Raw genomic sequence first — 18,099 nt, 5'->3', positions numbered from 1 at the left:
ATTTCCGAGGTGAATCTGAATGTGTTCGAAGGGAGCAAACGCTTAGAATGCCCGCCGTCGCCCAAGAACTGAAACGGATTGAGGCTTCTTAATCCTACGTCCACCTAACGGAAAGACAAGAAACCCACATGTGAAATGAAACAAAAAGTGGGGCGCGTATCTAGCGAACCGCTGAAGTAAGCAGGAGGAAATCATGTTTGGTTTTGAATTCTTGAACTATGGAACGCAAATCCTTCACAGCAAGGATTTGGAGGACATGCGCGCCGCCATACTTGGAGGCGACGATCAGGAAATCGAACGTGACAACAGCGACTTTTGCCGCGAGCGTAAGCGGTTCAAAGTCACGCTTGCGGAGTTGCCTAACAGAGCCTGACGCGTAAACGCGCGGCTAAAATAACTACCGTCAAGCTTCGTGCTAGTCGTTGCGTGGGGTGAAATCCATCAAGTGTCATTTTGGTTTTCTTAGGCTCAATGATTGTCGCGCGCAGGCTGTTTAGCTCATTCGTAGTCCTGCTGCGCACTATCGTTGCGAAGTTCAATCTAAAGACTGGTTTTTGGCGCCGGCTCCTGTCGCCCTTTTAGGTCCAACAAGGCCAACAAACCCCTTGCCAAACCCCACCAACCCAACTAATACGCGCGAGTTCTCGATAAGAACGTCAAGGCGGGGTGATTCCCGCCTTTTGGGTTCGAAGAGGGTTGGCGATGCGCGTCTGTCCTCCTCTCAACCTCAACGCCTGAAAAAAGGCTGTATCTATGCAAAGCCAAAACATCCGTATTCGGCTGAAGGCATTTGACTATCGCGTTCTGGATGCCAGCACGCAAGAGATCGTCAACACTGCCAAGCGGACCGGCGCGAACGTGCGCGGCCCGATCCCGCTGCCGAACAAGATTGAGAAGTTCACGGTTCTCCGTGGCCCTCACGTTGACAAGAAATCCCGCGACCAGTTCGAGATCCGTACGCACAAGCGTCTGCTCGACATCGTTGATCCGACCCCCCAGACCGTTGACGCGCTGATGAAGCTCGACCTCGCTGCTGGTGTGGACGTCGAGATCAAGCTGCAGTCGTAAGATCGGAGGGTATAGATTATGCGCTCTGGTATTATCGCAAAAAAAGTTGGCATGACCCGCCTGTTCATGGAAGACGGCAAGCAGATCCCTGTGACCGTTCTTCACCTGGACAACTTGCAGGTTGTTGCACAGCGTACCGCTGACAAAGACGGCTACACCGCCGTTCAGCTGGGTGCTGGTGCAGCCAAAGCAAAACGCACCTCGAAAGCTATGCGCGGTCACTATGCTGCTGCAAAGGTCGAGCCCAAGCGTAAGCTGGCCGAGTTCCGTGTGTCGGAAGATGGCCTGATCGAAGTGGGTGCCGAGATTTCGGCAGAACACTTCCTGGAAGGTCAGAAAGTTGACGTTTCGGGCACCTCGATCGGTAAAGGCTTTGCCGGTGCGATGAAGCGTTGGAACTTTGGTGGTCTGCGCGCCTCGCACGGTGTTTCGATTAGCCACCGTTCGCACGGTTCGACCGGTCAGTGTCAGGATCCGGGCAAGGTTTTCAAAGGTAAGAAGATGGCCGGTCACATGGGTGCTGCCCGTGTTACCACCCAGAACCTGGAGGTCGTCAAAACCGACGCCGACCGGAACCTGGTCTTCATCAAAGGCGCCGTTCCCGGACCGAAATCGGGCTGGGTTACCGTCAAGGACGCCGTGAAGAAGAAAGCACCGGAAGGCCTGCCTTTCCCGGCTGCTGTGAAATCGGCTGCAACCGAAGCACCTGCGGAAGAAGCTCCCGCGGAAGGTGGTGAAGCATGAAACTTGATGTAATCAAACTGGACGGCGGCAAAGCCGGCGACATCGAGCTGAACGCCGATCTGTTCGGTCTCGAGCCGCGCGCGGACATTCTGCACCGTGTGGTCCGTTGGCAGCGCAACAACGCGCAGGCCGGCACCCACAAGGTCAAGACCCGCTCGGAAACCAGCTACTCGACCAAGAAGATCTATCGCCAAAAGGGCACCGGTGGCGCACGCCATGGTGACCGCAACGCGCCGATCTTCCGTGGTGGTGGTATCTACAAAGGCCCCGTCGTACGCTCGCACGGCCACGACCTGCCCAAGAAGTTCCGCAAGCTTGGCCTGCGCCATGCTCTGTCGGCCAAAGCCAAAGCAGGTGAACTGGTTGTGATCGAGAACGCCGAAGCCGAAGGCAAGACCGCCGCTCTGGCCAAACAGGTTGCAAACCTGGGCTGGAAACGTGCTCTGGTCATCGACGGCGCGACCGTGAACGAAGGGTTCCTGAAAGCGTCCAAGAACATCGAAGGTCTGGATATCCTGCCGTCGATGGGCGCAAACGTCTATGACATCCTCAAGCGTGACACTCTGGTGCTCACCAAAGCGGCTGTCGAAGCACTGGAGGCTCGTCTGAAATGAGCGCGAAGGCAGAACACTACGACGTGATCCGCAAGCCGATCATTACTGAGAAGTCGACCATGGCGTCCGAGAACGGCGCGGTTGTCTTTGAAGTGGCGATCGACAGCAACAAGCCGCAGATCAAAGAGGCCGTTGAGGCGCTGTTTGGTGTGAAGGTCAAAGCGGTGAACACCACCGTGACCAAAGGCAAGGTCAAGCGGTTCCGCGGCCAGCTGGGTCGTCGGAAAGACGTCAAAAAAGCATATGTGACCCTGGAAGAGGGTAACACCATCGACGTATCTACCGGTCTCTGATCGGAACGGTCTATGGAAAGAATGGAAGACCCCCGCGAAAGCGGGGGTTTTTTTGTATGGCGGCGACACATAAATTTGACCTCGGATTAAAAGGCCAATTGCATAAATCGCTTGCGACGCCGGGTCAGAAGGTTATCCGGTTGAAGATAGAAAACACGGCAGGCGCATGACACATTCCATCAAACCGAACCCGGGCAATCCGCAAGTGACCGCAGCGCGGGATTGGGTGTCGACACTGGCCAAATACCGAGAGCCGAACCAGTTGCGTAGCGCGTTCGAGCTTGGCGTCAGTATCGTGCCATTTATTGCCTTATGGGCGCTGTCGTGGATGTCACTGTCGATCAGCTACTGGCTGGCTTTTGCCATTGCAGTTCTCAACGCAGCCTTTCTGCTGCGTCTGTTTGCGATCCAGCATGATTGTGGGCACGGGGCGTTCTTCAGCAACCGGATGCTCAGCGACTGGACCGGTCGGGTGATCGGTGTACTGACCCTGACGCCTTATGATGTCTGGCGTCGTACGCATTCTACCCATCACAACAGCGCGGGTAATCTGGACAAGCGCGGGATGGGCGATATCCACACTCTGACCGTTGCAGAGTATCTGGCTTTGACGCCTCTAAACCGGTTTTGGTATCGGGTCTACCGCCACCCGGTCACCTTGTTTGGCTTAGGGCCCGGCTACCTGTTTCTGCTGCAGAACCGCCTACCGCTTGGCCTAACGGGTCTCCTGAAATTCTGGATCAGTGCTATGGCCACCAATCTGGCAATCCTTCTGGCTCTGCTGGCCATATACTATTTCGGCGGTGTGATGCCGTTGCTGCTGATCTTCCTGCCATCGACCCTGCTGGCCGCGACAGCGGGTGTCTGGCTGTTTTACGTGCAGCACCAGTTCGAAGAGACGCAATGGGATCCCGATAAGGACTGGCAATTGCACGAGGCCGCCCTGCACGGCAGTTCGCACTACATTCTGCCAACCGTATTGCAGTGGTTCAGCGCCAATATCGGCATCCACCATGTGCACCATCTGTACAGTCGCATTCCATTCTATCGCTTGACCGAAGTGTTGCGCGATCATGATGAGCTGGCCAACAGCAACCGGATGACCATCCGCGAAAGCCTCGCCAATGCGCGGTTGCACTTGTGGGACGAAAAGAGCCGTCGCCTGTTGTCCTTCGCCGAGGCGCGGGCGCTTTATGGGTAAGGGGCATGTCGCTTCTGACCTGACTTACCCATACAAAGCTATGACACGCGCTGAAGACTGCCCGTGGGATGGCACTGCAACGGTCGATCAGGGCGCTTTATGGTGCCAAATACATCCGAACTTTTAGCGAGGCGCAAATGTCCCCAAAGCGCTAGCCCGCCGGGACGGGCAGTCGCTGGCGCGGCGACCTTCTGCCGTGTTCCGCGCTTGGTTAAACAAATTTTTTCAGCCAAAATGTTGCAGCGGTATCGGATGCTACTTCTATTTTGGCCCCGGTGGTACAGACTGCCGCCGAGGGTACTAGTTGGCTATGCGCTCCACACTATATCTACGAACATATAAGTTGATAGTTTCTAATCGTGAAGGATCGACGTTGTTAAGATGTGACCGGTAGATGCCAAAGTTAGGTAATGGGTCGCCGATATCAGGACCAGTGAAGCCATCGTGACGTGCAATGGTCCTGCCATCCAGTTTAACGTCTGCAAAACCGTCACGCTGGGCACTCCACTTAACGATTACTTCCAGAGCGTGCCATCTGTTCGGGCTTACTGGTTTGCCTGAGCGAACTTCGCGAACCTTTCCATCCTGAAATTCGAAATCTACTTTTGGACCCTGGCTCCGATAGTTTTTTGGTATCTCGACAGTGAGGTAAGGATTGAACCCAACCCCTCGCTTGTCACGGGGTTTGAGTTGAAAAAAAATAAACTTGGCTTCGAGCTGCCCATTTGGATCATCTATGTTTGGAAGCATGAATTGAAGTTTATAAATTACAGTTCCGCGTGCGCTACTAGAGTAATCTCTAAGCTCTTCGCGCTGGCGACCAGAAGCTTCCGCGGCGATTTCGCTTTCTCTACCATTCGGGGTCAATGTGAAATGCCACGCTTTCTCACCCTCGATTCGAACACGGCGGCTTTTTCCAACGGAATTGGATACTCGCTTAATCTTTTGGCGGATTTCTTGGGCAGAAGCAAAAAGTGGAAACTGTCCAGCCAAACCAACTGCGCCTAAACAAACCGCCTTAATGAAAACCCTGCGATCCATAAATAATTCCTCCTGAAAAATATCAATTCGTCATTTAGAAACCCAAAATCAGATCTGGCAACCTATTCCTTGAAGGTGCTCCCTCTTCAGCCCGATTCTTTAGGGCATGACTAAACAGAGAAACTTAGGCGCGCTTTCGTCCACATTGCGATCTGTGCCTGCAGCTTAAGACTTGAACAAGATTCCCCTATAGACACCCACCCCCAACACTGCTAAATGCTCCCAATCTTGCGGCCTCGGATTCGTTCCGGGGCCTCTGATATTTGTAACCGGGGACCTTCGGGGCCCTATACCCTTGGCACCTACGGGGGCCTATCACATAGCAGGGAAACCCCCTGCACTTGCTAAACGGAAGACAGAAAGCATGGCACTCAAGTCGTACAAGCCGACGACGCCGGGCCAGCGCGGGCTGGTGCTGATCGACCGTTCGGAGCTTTGGAAAGGACGTCCGGTCAAGTCTCTCACAGAGGGTTTGACCAAATCGGGCGGCCGGAACAACACCGGACGGATCACTTCACGCCGCCGCGGCGGTGGCGCAAAGCGTCTCTACCGGATCGTTGACTTCAAACGGAATAAATTTGATGTCGCGGCAACCGTCGAGCGGATCGAATATGACCCGAACCGGACCGCATTCATCGCATTGGTAAAATACGAAGACGGCGAGCAGGCATATATCCTGGCTCCGCAGCGTCTGGCTGTTGGTGACAAAGTCATCGCGTCGGCAAAAGCCGACATCAAGCCGGGCAACGCAATGCCGTTCTCGGGCATGCCGATCGGTACCATCGTCCACAACATCGAGATGAAGCCCGGCAAAGGCGGTCAGATCGCACGTGCGGCCGGTACTTACGCTCAGTTCGTTGGTCGCGATGGCGGCTACGCTCAGATCCGTCTGAGCTCGGGCGAGCTGCGCATGGTCCGTCAGGAATGCATGGCCACCGTTGGTGCCGTGTCCAACCCCGACAACAGCAACCAAAACCTCGGTAAAGCCGGTCGTATGCGCCACAAAGGCGTGCGTCCGTCGGTTCGTGGTGTTGCAATGAACCCGATCGATCACCCGCACGGTGGTGGTGAAGGTCGTACCTCGGGTGGCCGTACACCGGTTACACCTTGGGGTAAGGACACCAAGGGTAAGCGTACCCGCAACAAGAACAAAGCGTCCCAGAAGCTGATCATCCGCTCGCGGCACGCCAAGAAGAAGGGACGTTAATCCATGTCTCGCTCTGTTTGGAAGGGTCCTTTCGTCGATGCTTACGTGCTGAAAAAAGCCGAAGCAGCGCGCGAGTCGGGCCGCAACGAAGTCATCAAAATCTGGTCGCGTCGTTCCACCATTCTGCCCCAGTTCGTGGGTCTGACATTTGGTGTGTACAACGGTCAGAAACATATCCCCGTCAACGTCTCGGAAGACATGATCGGTCAGAAGTTCGGTGAATACTCGCCGACCCGTACCTATTATGGCCACGCCGCAGACAAAAAAGCGAAGCGGAAGTAAGTCATGGGCAAGGAAAAGAACCCCCGCCGCGTGGCTGAAAACGAAGCAATGGCGAAAACCCGCATGCTTCGCACCAGCCCGCAGAAACTGAACCTGGTTGCGCAAATGATCCGCGGCAAGAAAGTTGAGAAGGCTCTGACCGACCTGACTTTCAGCAACAAGCGTGTCGCGCAGGACGTCAAGAAGTGCCTGCAGTCCGCAATCGCGAATGCCGAAAACAACCACAACCTGGACGTTGACGAGCTGATCGTCGCCGAAGCATGGGTTGGCAAGAACCTGGTCATGAAGCGCGGTCGTCCGCGTGCCCGTGGTCGTTTCGGCAAGATCATGAAGCCGTTCTCGGAGATCACCATCAAGGTGCGTCAAGTTGAGGAGCAAGCCTAATGGGTCATAAAGTAAATCCGATCGGCATGCGCCTGCAGGTCAACCGCACCTGGGACAGCCGCTGGTACGCCGACACCAAGGACTACGGTGATCTTCTGCTGGAAGACCTCAAGATCCGTGAGTTCATCAACAAAGAGTGCAAGCAGGCCGGTATCGCCCGTGTGATCATCGAACGTCCGCACAAAAAGTGCCGCGTTACGATCCACACAGCACGTCCGGGTGTCATCATCGGCAAGAAAGGCGCGGACATTGAAGTTCTGCGCAAGAAGATCGCCCTGATGACAGACAGCGAACTGCACCTGAACATCGTCGAAGTGCGCAAGCCCGAGCTTGACGCGCAGCTGGTTGCCGAGTCCATCGCTCAGCAGCTGGAACGTCGTGTTTCGTTCCGTCGCGCTATGAAGCGCTCGGTTCAGAACGCCATGCGCATGGGCGCCCTGGGTATCCGGGTGAACGTCGCTGGTCGTCTGGGCGGCGCCGAAATCGCACGGACCGAGTGGTACCGCGAAGGTCGCGTGCCTCTGCACACTCTGCGTGCCGACATCGATTACGCACATGCCGAAGCGATGACCCCCTATGGGATCATCGGGATCAAGGTCTGGATCTTCAAAGGTGAGATCATGGAGCACGATCCGCAGGCACGTGACCGTAAAGCACAGGAACTCCAGGACGGCCCTGCACCTCGTGGTGCTGGTGGCGGTCGTCGCTAAGGAGGGAAAGATATGCTTCAACCAAAGCGTACTAAATTCCGCAAGATGCACAAAGGCCGGATCAAGGGTCTCGCCAAAGGCGGCTCTGATCTGAACTTTGGCACCTACGGCCTGAAAGCTCTTGAGCCTGAGCGTGTAACTGCACGCCAGATCGAAGCTGCACGTCGTGCCATGACGCGTCACATGAAGCGTCAGGGACGTGTTTGGATCCGCATCTTCCCCGACACTCCGGTCACGGCCAAGCCGATCGAAGTTCGTATGGGTAAAGGTAAAGGTTCGGTCGACCGCTGGGCATGCAAAGTCAAGCCTGGCCGCGTGATGTTCGAGATCGACGGCGTCAATGACGACATCGCCCGCGAGGCCCTGCGCCTGGCTGCGATGAAGCTGCCGATCAAGACCCGCGTCGTGGTTCGCGAAGACTGGTAAGCGATCCGGGGGCAACCCCGTTCGTTACAAGATTGACCCCCGTCGGGAAACCGGCGGGGGTTTTCTGTTGCGCTTGTGAAATTAAGGGCCGCAAAAACCGTCGACCTCGTCTCACTGCGCCCCTAGGCTGCCCGGTAGAAATGGGAGGGCCCTATGGTTCAGTTGCGCAAAAAAATGTTCGTCAAGGAAATCATAACCACCGATCAGTTGGGCCAGCCCTGCGATCTGATCAGCCGGGTTGCTGCGCTGGCGGTGTTCACGAACCCTGTGGCTAGACGGTTCTCGGATGATCTTTCAGAGTTGTTTGAGATTGGTGCGCTTCTTGGCCCGGACCTCGCTTCCGAAGCGATATTCCAACTGGACGGTGCGCCGGTATCCTACGGCAAGGCAGCGATCATCGGCATAAACGGCGATCTTGAACAGGGCGGGGCGGTGATCCATCCCAAGCTTGGCGCGCCCATGCGCGCGGCAGCTGGCGGAGGAGAGGCCGTGATCCCTTCGAACGCCAAGCTGGGCGCGCCGGGTTGCGCGATTGATCTGCCGCTGGGGCACAAGGACAACCCTTGGTCGTTCGACCATTTCGACACGATGACGTTGAACATCCCGGACGCACCTAAACCGGATGAGATCGTTCTGTGCCTTGCCTATGCCGATGGCGGTCGCCCGATCCCACGCTGTGGCAAAGGGCCCGTCAAAAGCTAATCGACTGGCCTTGCCGAAAACACTGGGGTATGCCCGGCCCATGGCACAGATTGAATCACTCTTCGTAACCCGTCTCTACCGCGCGTCCCTCTCCGAGTTCGATCCGAAGATCGACGCCCAGGAATTGGAAAGCTCATGCCTTGTCATCGTCGAGGATGATGAGGCCGGACAGGAATGGTGTGAAGAAAACGGCTATCCCGGCTACACCAGTTACGCCTCGCTGACCGATTTGCCGTGGCGGTTTCCGATCTTTGCCGATGTGGTCGCTGCGCTGGACCAGCACGTCGCCGCCTTTGCCAAGGATCTTGAGTTCGATCTGGGCGAGGGCGCGCTGAAGCTGGAAGACCTGTGGATCAACATCCTGCCCGAGGGCGGAATGCACTCCAGCCACCTGCACCCGCACAGCGTGATCTCGGGCACGACCTATGTGGCTATGCCCGAAGGCGCGAGCGCACTGAAACTGGAAGACCCTCGCTCGGGCCGCATGATGGCCGCGCCAACGCGGGTCAAAGGCGGGCGGCGTGATTTGCAGCCGTTCATCTATATGAAGCCGCAAGTCGGGGACGTGCTGCTTTGGGAAAGCTGGCTGCGCCACGAAGTGCCAATGAACATGGCCGAAGAAGAACGCATCAGCGTCAGCTTCAACTACAAGTGGGAATAACGTCGAAAGCGTGACATCCCACGCTTATTGAAAAAGGGGCTCATCTGATTGAGCGGCTGTCTTCAGTTCTCCGATCATACGGTCGACGAAGGCCACTTGGGTGTGGGGCGACAAAAAGGTTTTGCGGCCAATTCCGATGACGTCAAATTCAACTTGCACGGGGCTGCCGTCCCGGAACACCAACCCGGTTTCCAAAATCTGACGGCGGATATTGTCTGAAACGTTGACGATGGAATCAACGTAATGACCATGAGTGGCGATACCGAAGATTCCCCGTCCGAAATAGGTGATCATCGGCGCATGATCGCAAAGTGCGTCTGAGATGCACTCAGCGATATCGGTCACTTCGTCAATAAATTCCTGTGATGTGCATCTTTCGTAGATGGACGCGATATTTGTAACTGTCAGGATTTGCAGCTTGGTCGCCCGGAACTTCAGCCTGCCAAGATGCGTCAGGTAGTTTTCAAAAGAATGTACTTTTAGAACCCCATCTACATCGTCGATTGTTATTGCGTCGCTGAGGGCAACGGCTTTGGTCATGTTTTGCGAAGTCGTGTCAAGTTGTTCAACACGCGCCGATGACTGCAATGCTTGCTTGATGCGTAGTCGCAGGTCATCGAAGTCCACCGGCTTGTTTACATAATCTGTCGCCCCTGCGGCAAAGGCATCGTCAACATGTTTCTTGTCCGACATCGCAGTGACCATGATGATCGGCGCGTAACGATAGTCAGGCAAAGATCGAATCCGGCGGCATAGCTCGACCCCGGTCATTTTGGGCATTTGAATGTCTAGAAGGAACAAATCAAACGGACGGTCAGCGTGAGCGATTTTTTCCAAGCCCTGAATCGCGGACGATGCTGTCTCTACAGTGAAACTTCCATTCGAGGCCAGCCCAAGCGAAAGCACCTTCAAGATGTCCATATCGTCGTCGACTAAAAGAACTCTCATTGCAAACCTCCTGTATGGTTGGCGGTCTTTGGCTGAACTCAAATTTTGCTAGTTCTATGTGGTCACAAATGGATGCGACGCTGAATGCTGTTTTGAAAGTTGGTGCAACTTAAAGTGTTATTGCTTCTAGATGGTACCGTCAAAATTGCCGGACTGAAAAGATGTATTTTAGGCATAGCGCCTGCCATTGCGGATTTTCTTATCACTATCGGGTGAAAAGGCCATGCATATCGCCATCGCGACAGACTGGGTGAGTGGGAGAATGAGCTTTCCCTTGCAAGCTATCCGCTAATACCTTGCGCGGCAGCATACTGCGGTCTCTTGGTGTTATCATGCATCCGCTATGTCCAAGGTGGCATGCTCAGGGGTCGTCTGGTCTTTAAGGTTAAAAGGCAGGCCGTTAGGCCTGCCTTAGGTGTTTATTCGGCGATGATCTCGCCCGAAGGGCGGGGGGTCGTCGCCGTCTCGGCCGGCAGCACCGGATAAGTTACTTCAGGCAAAGTGCCGGTCAGGCTTTCCAGAAAGGCAACGATCTGGTTGGCTTCGTTGTCGCCCAGTTCCTCACCCAGTTGCGACTCGGCCATGATCTGAACCGCGACTTTCAGGTCCCATACTTTGCCTGAGTGGAAATAGGGTGCAGTCAATGCGACGTTCCGCAAAGGTGCCGCGCGGAACACATATTCGTCGTCCACGGTCTCAGTCACGGCAAAGCGGCCTTTATCGCCGACGGGCAGAACATCCGCGCCGGGTTTTTCGATCAGACCGAAGGGGTAGTACCCGCTACCGCCGACATTGACGCCCGAGTGGCAGGCGGCGCAGCCCATGTCCATGAATTGGGACAGACCGGCCAGCTGCTCTTGGGTCATGGCGTTGTCGTCACCGTTCAACCAGGCGTCGAACGGGGCAGGAGTGATAAGGGTGGCTTCGAATGCTTCGATGGCCTTGGCAAAATTGTCAAAGTTTACCGGGTCTTCTTCACCTTCGAATGATTCAGAGAACCACTCCACATATTGCGGCATCGAATTTAGCGTTTGCACCAGATTATCCGGTGTGTTGGCCATTTCGACACCGGCCTGAACCGGGCCTTTCGCCTGCGCGGCCAAGTCTTCGGCGCGCCCATCTCAGAACTGCGCTTCGTTGAAAACCGAGTTCAGGGCCGTGGGGGAGTTGCGCGGGCCACGTTGCCAGCCGTGCCCGATCGAGGTTTCAAGGTTGTCGTCCCCGCCAGTCGCCAGATTGTGGCATGAGTTGCACGAGAACACACCCGATGCGGACATGCGCGGATCGAAAAACAAGGCTTTGCCCAACTCGATCTTTTCGACAGTGATCGGGTTATCATTCACCGCAGGTATGGTCGAGGGCAGGGGTTCAAAAATATCAAGCGCTTCGTTGCGCAAGTCATTCGCCTGAGCACCTGTAGCCAAGACCGTGATCATTGCTGCATGAGTGAGACTGGATTTCAGTTTCATTGTTTGCTCCAATAACTGTAATCTCCCTGCTGAACTATTTAGTTTACTTTGAGTCAGGCACTTTGATTTAGATCAATTCTAAACTGGCTGCGCGGCACAATTTTAGACTTCTTCTAATTTGCTCTGGTGTTTTCTTAGGAACGGGTAAATACCGGTGTCATGTCCGCCGGTATTCGGGTAGCCCGGACGTGTTAGTTGGGTTAAGGACTCGCCGAAGTCTGACAACTGTCGATAGCTCAAACTTCCTCTTGCCACCTATCCCCTAAACCCTTATACGGCGGCATCCTGCGATCTCCCGGCGTTGTCGGGCGATTCGTATGTCTATCATTCATCCACCAGGTCCAAGGTGACCCTGTCAGGGGGCCTTCTGGTGTTTTGAGCAAAGGAAAAAGGCGATGAACGCCCAAGAACTGCGTGACAAGACCCCGGACCAGCTCCGCGAGGAACTGGCCAACCTGAAGAAAGAAAGCTTTAACCTGCGCTTTCAACAGGCAACCGGTCAGCTGGAAAACACTGCCGGCATCAAAGCGGCCCGCCGCAATGCCGCCCGTGTCAAAACCATTCTGAACGAAAAGGCCGCTGCAGCGGCATCCGAGGAGTAATCAGATGCCCAAGCGTATCCTGCAAGGCACCGTGACCAGCGACGCCAACGAACAGACCGTAACCGTTCAGGTAGAGCGCCGCTTTACACATCCGGTTCTGAAGAAAACCATCCGTAAGTCCAAAAAATACCGGGCTCACGATGAAAAGAACGCCTTCAAGGTCGGCGACACCGTACGCATCATCGAATGCGCGCCGAAATCGAAGACGAAACGTTGGGAAGTTCTGGAAGCGTAAGCCTCCGGGATTTTTCCATTTGTCGAAACCCTGGGGGATCTAATGAGACCAGCCCCCACAGGTCGGGAGAAACCACATGATCCAGATGCAGACCAATCTGGATGTCGCTGACAACTCCGGCGCACGCCGAGTTCAGTGCATCAAGGTCCTGGGTGGTTCCAAGCGTAAATACGCCTCCGTTGGCGACATCATTGTCGTCTCGGTGAAGGAAGCCATCCCGCGCGGCCGCGTAAAGAAAGGTGACGTCCGCAAGGCCGTCGTCGTACGCACCGCCAAGGAAGTCCGTCGCGAAGACGGCACCGCGATCCGCTTTGATCGCAACGCCGCCGTCATTCTGAACAACAACAACGAGCCCGTAGGTACCCGTATCTTTGGCCCCGTTGTTCGCGAACTGCGCGGCAAGAACTTCATGAAAATCATCTCGCTGGCTCCGGAGGTGCTTTAATCATGGCTGCTAAACTCCGCAAAGGCGACAAGGTCGTCGTGCTGGCCGGTAAGGACAAGGGCAAAGAGGGAACCATTTCCTCGGTTGACCCCAAAGCCGGTAAAGCTGTTGTCGAAGGCATCAACATTGCCATCCGTCACACCCGTCAGTCGCAAACTTCGCAAGGTGGTCGTCTGCCTCAGGCAAACCCGATCCAACTGTCGAACCTGGCGCTGCTGGACAAAAACGGCAAAGCAACCCGCGTTGGCTTCCGCATGGAAGGTGACAAGAAGGTGCGCTTCGCCAAGACCACAGGGGACGTGATCGATGCTTGATTCCGCAACCTACACCCCGCGTCTGAAAGCTCAGTACGTTGAAACCATCCGTGCCGCTCTGAAAGAAGAGTTCGGCTATAAGAACGACATGCAGCTGCCCAAGCTGGAGAAAATCGTTCTGAACATCGGTTGTGGTGCTGAGGCGGTCAAAGACTCGAAGAAAGCGAAAGCTGCTGTCGAAGATCTGACTGCGATTGCTGGTCAAAAGGCCGTTGCAACCAAGGCGAAGAAGTCGATCGCGGGTTTCCGCGTCCGTGAAGACATGCCGCTGGGCGCGAAAGTGACCCTGCGCGGTGACCGGATGTACGAATTCCTGGATCGCCTGATCACCATCGCGCTGCCGCGCGTTCGTGACTTCCGCGGTGTTAAGCCTTCTTTCGATGGTCAGGGCAACTTTGCCATGGGCATGAAAGAGCACATCGTGTTCCCGGAAATCGACTTCGACAAGGTCGACGAGGTCTGGGGCCTGGATATCGTAATTGCCACCACAGCGAATACCGACGCTGAAGCAAAGAGCCTGTTGAAAGCTTTCAACATGCCCTTCAACGCTTAAGTGCTGCGAGGATTGAGACATGGCTAAAAAAGCAATGATCGAACGCGAAAAGAAGCGCGAACGCCTGGTGGCCAAATATGCCGCAAAGCGTGCCGAGCTGAAAGAAATCGCGAATGACGAGAGCCGCCCGATGGAAGAGCGCTTCAAAGCGCGTCTGAAACTGGCGAAACTGCCGCGCAACAGCTCGGCTACCCGTCTGCACAACCGTTGTCAGCTGACCGGTCGTCCCCACGCTTACTACCGTAAGCTGAAGGTCAGCCGTATCGCGCTGCGCGAGCTGGGTTCTGCTGGTCAGATCCCCGGCATGGTGAAATCGAGCTGGTAAGGGAGACATAGATATGAATGATCCTATCGGCGATATGCTCACCCGTATCCGCAACGCGCAAATGCGCGGCAAGTCCACCGTTTCCACCCCGGCTTCCAAGCTGCGCGGTTGGGTTCTGGACGTGCTGGCGGACGAAGGCTACATCCGTGGCTATGAAAAGACGACCGGTGAAAACGGTCATCCGGCCATCGAAATCAGCCTGAAGTACTACGAAGGCACCCCTGTTATTCGCGAACTGAAGCGGGTTTCGAAACCCGGTCGTCGTGTCTACATGGGCGTCAATGACATCCCGCAGGTCCGTCAGGGTCTGGGCGTGTCGATTGTCAGCACTCCGAAAGGTGTGATGTCGGACGCAAACGCTCGCTCCAACAATGTTGGCGGCGAAGTGCTCTGCACCGTCTTCTAAGGAGGTCTGCAATGTCTCGTATTGGTAAAAAACCGGTCGAGCTGCCCAGCGGCGTTACCGCCTCTGTGTCCGGCCAGACCATCGAAGTGAAAGGTCCGAAAGGCACCCGCAGCTTCACCGCCACCGACGACGTCACGCTGTCGGTTGAAGACAACGTGGTCAAGATCGACCCCCGTGGCATGTCCAAGCGTGCCCGCCAGCAGTGGGGCATGAGCCGCACCATGGTTGCCAACCTGGTAACCGGTGTGACCCAAGGCTTCAAAAAAGAGCTGGAGATCCAGGGTGTTGGTTACCGGGCTCAGATGCAGGGCAACACCCTGAAGCTGAACCTGGGTTACAGCCACGATGTTGATTTCACTGCTCCGGAAGGTGTCACCATCACCGCGCCTAAGCAGACCGAGATCGTTGTGGAAGGTATCGACCAGCAGCAGGTGGGCGAAGTCGCGGCCAAAATCCGCGAATGGCGCCGTCCCGAGCCGTATAAAGGCAAGGGCATCCGGTATAAGGGCGAGTTCATCTTCCGCAAGGAAGGCAAGAAGAAGTAAGGACGCAGACAATGGCAAACAGCAAAAGAACCCTGTTTCTGAAGCGCCGCCTGCGCGTTCGGAACAAACTTCGCAAAGTCAACGCCGGCCGCGTACGCCTGTCGGTTCACCGTTCGAACAAGAACATCAGCGTTCAGCTGATCGACGACGTTCGTGGCGTGACCCTGGCCGCAGCCTCGACCCTGGAAAAAGATCTGGGTGTTGTTGGCAAGAACAACGTCGAAGCGGCCACCAAAGTGGGCGCGGCCATCGCCGAGCGTGCCAAGAAGGCAGGCGTCGAAGAGGCCTATTTCGATCGTGGTGGCTTCCTGTTCCACGGCAAGGTGAAGGCAGTTGCCGACGCCGCGCGTGAAGGTGGTCTGAAGATCTAAGACTTGCGGGCAGCTTGGCGGCTGCCCCGATGATCCGGGGGCCCTGACGTTAGTCGGAGCTCACTTGGATTGAAGAAAACGGCGCCGTATGCGCCACATGAGAAAAGGGATGCCAAATGGCAGAACGTGAAAACCGTCGGGGCCGTGGTCGCGACCGTGAAGAAGCTCCGGAATTTGCAGATCGTCTGGTCGCAATCAACCGCGTGTCGAAAACCGTAAAAGGTGGTAAGCGCTTTGGCTTCGCCGCTCTGGTGGTTGTCGGCGATCAGAAAGGCCGCGTCGGCTTTGGCAAAGGTAAAGCGAAAGAAGTACCTGAGGCCATCCGTAAGGCGACTGAGCAAGCCAAGCGTCAGATGATCCGCGTGCAACTGCGCGAAGGTCGTACTCTGCACCACGACATCGAAGGCCGTCACGGCGCTGGTAAAGTGGTTATGCGCACCGCACCTGAAGGTACTGGTATCATCGCCGGTGGTCCGATGCGTGCCGTGTTCGAAATGCTGGGCGTTAAGGACGTTGTGTCCAAGTCGCTGGGCTCGCAGAACCCGTACAACATGATCCGCGCCACCATCAACGGCCTGCAGAAAGAGCAGAGCCCGCGTTCGGTCGCCGCACGTCGTGGCAAAAAAGTTGCTGACATCCTGCCCAAGCGGGACGAAGCACCGGCTGAAGCCGAAGCGTAAGGAGTAGCGTACCATGGCAAAAACCATCGTCGTCAAGCAGATCGGTTCTCCGATCCGCCGCCCCGCCGAACAGCGCGCAACCCTGATCGGTCTGGGCCTGAATAAGATGCACCGCACCCGTGAACTGGAAGATACGCCTTCGGTCCGCGGCATGGTCAACAAGATCCCGCATCTGGTTGAGATCATCGAAGAGCGCGGCTAAGCGCGAGTTCTATCGAACAAAGAAACGCCTCCGATTTTTGGGGGCGTTTTTTTTGTAATATATGTCTGCTTTGAGCCCAATGCGGCAACAGAAGTTTAAAGAAAGCCCTACCTTAGACCCGCCGATTTCTTGAGGCCTTGCCAGACGTATTCAAAATCTGCGATCCTATTATGAGTCGGCTTCACACTATTGAAAATTCCCGGTGGTCCTAATCGGAGGCAATTGCAATGGCTTTTTCCGCCCAAAACAGAAACTGTATTTTGGCGTTAATATCTACGTTTTTTTTGGCTTCGGCGAATACTGTAGGCGCGCAAAGTAATGATCCAGCCGAATGGTCTAGGACGGAGCCGTTTCCTAACCAAACTGTTTATTATCCAGGAACCGAGGCTCTGGGTCCTGACGAAATGCGAGTTGTCGCCTGTGGCACCGGTATGCCACAGCCGCGTCTGAAACAAGCTGCGGCATGTTTCTTGGTTGAATTGGGAAATGGCGAAAAGTTTATCTTCGATATGGGAGAGGGATCCTATGAAAGGATCATGGCGCTTGGGATTCCACTGGATCAGCTGGATAAAGTCTTCTTGGGTCACCTGCACCTAGATCATGCTGGCGATTTTCCAGCCTTTTATTTCACCGGTCCCGTAAACAACCGTCTAACGCCTGTTCGCCTTTGGGGGCCCGAAGGCATCAAGCCTGAGTGGGGAACAAAGTCTTGGGCAGATCACATGAAGAAAATGTGGGCATGGGAAGAAGCGACTCGTGGGGCGGCGGTCGACCCCAGAGGGCTGCAACTTGAGGTTAACGAATTCGATTGGAAAATCGTGAATAACGTCATTTTTGACGAAAACGGTGTTCAGGTCAGAACCCTGCCGGCCATACATGGTGAACAATCAGTTAGTTTTCTACTTGAATGGAACGGTCTGAAGTTTGCTTTTTCATCCGACACGCTACCTACGCGATGGTGGAGAGAGCATGCGGTAGGTGCGGACCTTGCAATTCATGAGTGCTTCACCCCTCCAGATTTCATGATAGAGAAATATGGGTTTGCCCCTTCCGAAGCAATTTTTGTTGGTTCTCAAGGGCACACTTCCGCGCAAGCATTCGGCAAGATTATGTCCGAAACGGAACCAAGATTGGCGGTTTGCTACCACTTCCAAAACGATCATGACATCGCGCTGGCCGTCTATTCAGCAATCCGAGAGACATATGATGGGCCATTGGACTTGGCGGCTGATTTCATGACCTGGAATGTAACCAAAGATAGTATTCGTACTCGTCAAGGAGTGCCCAATGAAGAGTCTTTCCCGGCACCAGTACAAATGCCCAAGCAACCGCCTGACTCAGCTGCAGAGTTCCCGTTCTCCGAATTTGATCTCGAGAGCATGGACCTCGGGGCAGCAGAAGCTACAAACGAAATGATCAGGGCATTCAACGAACGCACAGGAAATGACGAGGTCGGAGCTTATACAAGCATTCCCTTCCAAGAGTGAATAAGGCGTCGGAGCACCCCAAAGAATTGCAAGTTCCAAGGTCGGCTTTGTCCGCAAAGCGGATCGGGCCTTAAGTAGTGCCAAGCACCCAATTATGGGCCATTCCCCCAACGCATACCGGATAGACCGAAACATCCGTTGTTAGCGATACCCGTCCTCCTTATCTGAACGCTGTCCCAAACAG

General features: G+C 55.2%; 27 protein-coding genes and 1 pseudogene. 25 read left to right on the top strand and 3 right to left on the bottom strand.

All coding sequences use genetic code 11. The features are described 5' to 3' along the window. Positions 1–193 precede the first annotated feature (193 nt). The 6 genes from ABWV79_RS20565 (at position 194) to ABWV79_RS20540 (ending at position 3,920) form a co-directional block, all read left to right on the top strand. A complete protein-coding gene (locus ABWV79_RS20565; protein ID WP_353394420.1) occupies positions 194–373 on the top strand; it encodes a hypothetical protein in 180 nt (59 codons plus the stop codon). A 380-nt stretch (positions 374–753) separates the two neighbouring features. Next, positions 754–1,068 (top strand): 30S ribosomal protein S10, encoded by a 315-nt coding sequence (rpsJ, locus tag ABWV79_RS20560; RefSeq protein WP_008756422.1) that lies wholly within the window; start codon positions 754–756, stop codon positions 1,066–1,068. Positions 1,069–1,086: 18 nt separating this feature from the next. Then, positions 1,087–1,812 carry a 50S ribosomal protein L3 gene (gene rplC, locus ABWV79_RS20555; RefSeq protein WP_170356691.1) on the top strand — a complete coding sequence of 242 codons (726 nt, stop codon included), beginning with the start codon at positions 1,087–1,089 and terminating at the stop codon, positions 1,810–1,812. Then, entirely contained in the window at positions 1,809–2,426 is a 618-nt protein-coding gene (gene rplD / locus ABWV79_RS20550) for a 50S ribosomal protein L4 (protein WP_008756644.1), read from the top strand. Before rplC ends, rplD begins: the two co-directional genes overlap by 4 nt. Next, positions 2,423–2,719 carry a 50S ribosomal protein L23 gene (locus ABWV79_RS20545; protein ID WP_008757532.1) on the top strand — a complete coding sequence of 99 codons (297 nt, stop codon included), beginning with the start codon at positions 2,423–2,425 and terminating at the stop codon, positions 2,717–2,719. Before rplD ends, ABWV79_RS20545 begins: the two co-directional genes overlap by 4 nt. Positions 2,720–2,885: 166 nt before the next feature. Next, positions 2,886–3,920 (top strand): fatty acid desaturase, encoded by a 1,035-nt coding sequence (locus ABWV79_RS20540; RefSeq protein ID WP_170356690.1) that lies wholly within the window; start codon positions 2,886–2,888, stop codon positions 3,918–3,920. A 300-nt stretch (positions 3,921–4,220) separates the two neighbouring features. Here the strand turns inward: ABWV79_RS20540 and ABWV79_RS20535 are convergent, their stop codons facing one another. Continuing rightward, positions 4,221–4,961, bottom strand: coding sequence for a heparin lyase I family protein (locus ABWV79_RS20535; protein WP_170755573.1), 741 nt, complete (start codon positions 4,959–4,961; stop codon positions 4,221–4,223). Positions 4,962–5,325: 364 nt separating this feature from the next. Here ABWV79_RS20535 and rplB point away from each other — a divergent pair, with 364 nt between their 5' ends. From rplB to ABWV79_RS20500, 7 genes are all read left to right on the top strand, one after another. Then, on the top strand, positions 5,326–6,168 hold the full coding sequence (gene rplB, locus ABWV79_RS20530) for a 50S ribosomal protein L2 (RefSeq protein ID WP_170356688.1): 843 nt from the start codon (positions 5,326–5,328) through the stop codon (positions 6,166–6,168). A gap of 3 nt (positions 6,169–6,171) precedes the next feature. Next, a complete protein-coding gene (gene rpsS, locus ABWV79_RS20525; RefSeq protein ID WP_005980699.1) occupies positions 6,172–6,450 on the top strand; it encodes a 30S ribosomal protein S19 in 279 nt (92 codons plus the stop codon). Positions 6,451–6,453: 3 nt separating this feature from the next. Then, on the top strand, positions 6,454–6,834 hold the full coding sequence (rplV, locus tag ABWV79_RS20520) for a 50S ribosomal protein L22 (protein ID WP_039538267.1): 381 nt from the start codon (positions 6,454–6,456) through the stop codon (positions 6,832–6,834). Beyond that, a complete protein-coding gene (rpsC, locus tag ABWV79_RS20515) occupies positions 6,834–7,544 on the top strand; it encodes a 30S ribosomal protein S3 (protein WP_170356687.1) in 711 nt (236 codons plus the stop codon). Before rplV ends, rpsC begins: the two co-directional genes overlap by 1 nt. Positions 7,545–7,556: 12 nt before the next feature. Further along, entirely contained in the window at positions 7,557–7,970 is a 414-nt protein-coding gene (gene rplP, locus ABWV79_RS20510) for a 50S ribosomal protein L16 (protein WP_058283513.1), read from the top strand. Between the two features lie 153 nt (positions 7,971–8,123). Then, the gene (locus tag ABWV79_RS20505) at positions 8,124–8,672 is read left to right on the top strand and encodes an amino acid synthesis family protein (protein ID WP_353394413.1); all 549 of its coding nucleotides are present in this window, start codon (positions 8,124–8,126) and stop codon (positions 8,670–8,672) included. A 40-nt stretch (positions 8,673–8,712) separates the two neighbouring features. Further along, entirely contained in the window at positions 8,713–9,333 is a 621-nt protein-coding gene (locus ABWV79_RS20500) for a 2OG-Fe(II) oxygenase family protein (protein ID WP_353394411.1), read from the top strand. 24 nt (positions 9,334–9,357) lie between these two features. Here the strand turns inward: ABWV79_RS20500 and ABWV79_RS20495 are convergent, their stop codons facing one another. Continuing rightward, positions 9,358–10,323, bottom strand: a complete 966-nt coding sequence (locus tag ABWV79_RS20495; RefSeq protein ID WP_353394409.1) for a response regulator — start codon at positions 10,321–10,323, stop codon at positions 9,358–9,360. A 377-nt stretch (positions 10,324–10,700) separates the two neighbouring features. Continuing rightward, positions 10,701–11,717, bottom strand: a pseudogene (locus tag ABWV79_RS20490) (cytochrome-c peroxidase). Between the two features lie 428 nt (positions 11,718–12,145). Between ABWV79_RS20490 and rpmC the strand changes: the two are divergent. From rpmC to gntH, 12 genes are all read left to right on the top strand, one after another. After that, positions 12,146–12,352 (top strand): 50S ribosomal protein L29, encoded by a 207-nt coding sequence (rpmC, locus tag ABWV79_RS20485; protein ID WP_010437082.1) that lies wholly within the window; start codon positions 12,146–12,148, stop codon positions 12,350–12,352. Positions 12,353–12,356: 4 nt separating this feature from the next. Beyond that, entirely contained in the window at positions 12,357–12,587 is a 231-nt protein-coding gene (gene rpsQ / locus ABWV79_RS20480; RefSeq protein ID WP_170356682.1) for a 30S ribosomal protein S17, read from the top strand. A 76-nt stretch (positions 12,588–12,663) separates the two neighbouring features. Continuing rightward, positions 12,664–13,032 carry a 50S ribosomal protein L14 gene (gene rplN, locus ABWV79_RS20475; protein WP_008757934.1) on the top strand — a complete coding sequence of 123 codons (369 nt, stop codon included), beginning with the start codon at positions 12,664–12,666 and terminating at the stop codon, positions 13,030–13,032. A 2-nt stretch (positions 13,033–13,034) separates the two neighbouring features. Then, positions 13,035–13,346 (top strand): 50S ribosomal protein L24, encoded by a 312-nt coding sequence (rplX, locus tag ABWV79_RS20470; protein WP_170356681.1) that lies wholly within the window; start codon positions 13,035–13,037, stop codon positions 13,344–13,346. Then, positions 13,339–13,899: a 50S ribosomal protein L5 gene (gene rplE, locus ABWV79_RS20465; RefSeq protein WP_353394406.1), complete on the top strand. Its 561-nt coding sequence runs from the start codon at positions 13,339–13,341 to the stop codon at positions 13,897–13,899. Before rplX ends, rplE begins: the two co-directional genes overlap by 8 nt. A gap of 19 nt (positions 13,900–13,918) precedes the next feature. After that, positions 13,919–14,224, top strand: a complete 306-nt coding sequence (gene rpsN / locus ABWV79_RS20460; protein WP_068340744.1) for a 30S ribosomal protein S14 — start codon at positions 13,919–13,921, stop codon at positions 14,222–14,224. Between the two features lie 13 nt (positions 14,225–14,237). Continuing rightward, positions 14,238–14,630 (top strand): 30S ribosomal protein S8, encoded by a 393-nt coding sequence (gene rpsH / locus ABWV79_RS20455; RefSeq protein WP_068340741.1) that lies wholly within the window; start codon positions 14,238–14,240, stop codon positions 14,628–14,630. An 11-nt stretch (positions 14,631–14,641) separates the two neighbouring features. After that, complete coding sequence (gene rplF / locus ABWV79_RS20450) at positions 14,642–15,175, top strand: 50S ribosomal protein L6 (protein WP_170531622.1); 534 nt, start codon at positions 14,642–14,644, stop codon at positions 15,173–15,175. 11 nt (positions 15,176–15,186) lie between these two features. Next, complete coding sequence (gene rplR, locus ABWV79_RS20445) at positions 15,187–15,546, top strand: 50S ribosomal protein L18 (RefSeq protein WP_170356678.1); 360 nt, start codon at positions 15,187–15,189, stop codon at positions 15,544–15,546. Positions 15,547–15,662: 116 nt separating this feature from the next. Continuing rightward, entirely contained in the window at positions 15,663–16,226 is a 564-nt protein-coding gene (gene rpsE, locus ABWV79_RS20440) for a 30S ribosomal protein S5 (protein ID WP_170356677.1), read from the top strand. Positions 16,227–16,239: 13 nt separating this feature from the next. After that, entirely contained in the window at positions 16,240–16,428 is a 189-nt protein-coding gene (gene rpmD / locus ABWV79_RS20435; RefSeq protein WP_074736195.1) for a 50S ribosomal protein L30, read from the top strand. 227 nt (positions 16,429–16,655) lie between these two features. Further along, positions 16,656–17,915, top strand: a complete 1,260-nt coding sequence (gntH, locus tag ABWV79_RS20430) for a guanitoxin biosynthesis MBL fold metallo-hydrolase GntH (RefSeq protein ID WP_353394402.1) — start codon at positions 16,656–16,658, stop codon at positions 17,913–17,915. The last annotated feature ends 184 nt before the right edge of the window (positions 17,916–18,099 follow it).

It is taken from the genome of Ruegeria sp. HU-ET01832 (assembly GCF_040371315.1).
GTDB classification, from domain to species: domain Bacteria; phylum Pseudomonadota; class Alphaproteobacteria; order Rhodobacterales; family Rhodobacteraceae; genus Ruegeria; species Ruegeria lacuscaerulensis_A.
Note: the sequence above shows the minus strand (reverse complement) of the source record. Positions and strands in the feature narration are given on the sequence as shown.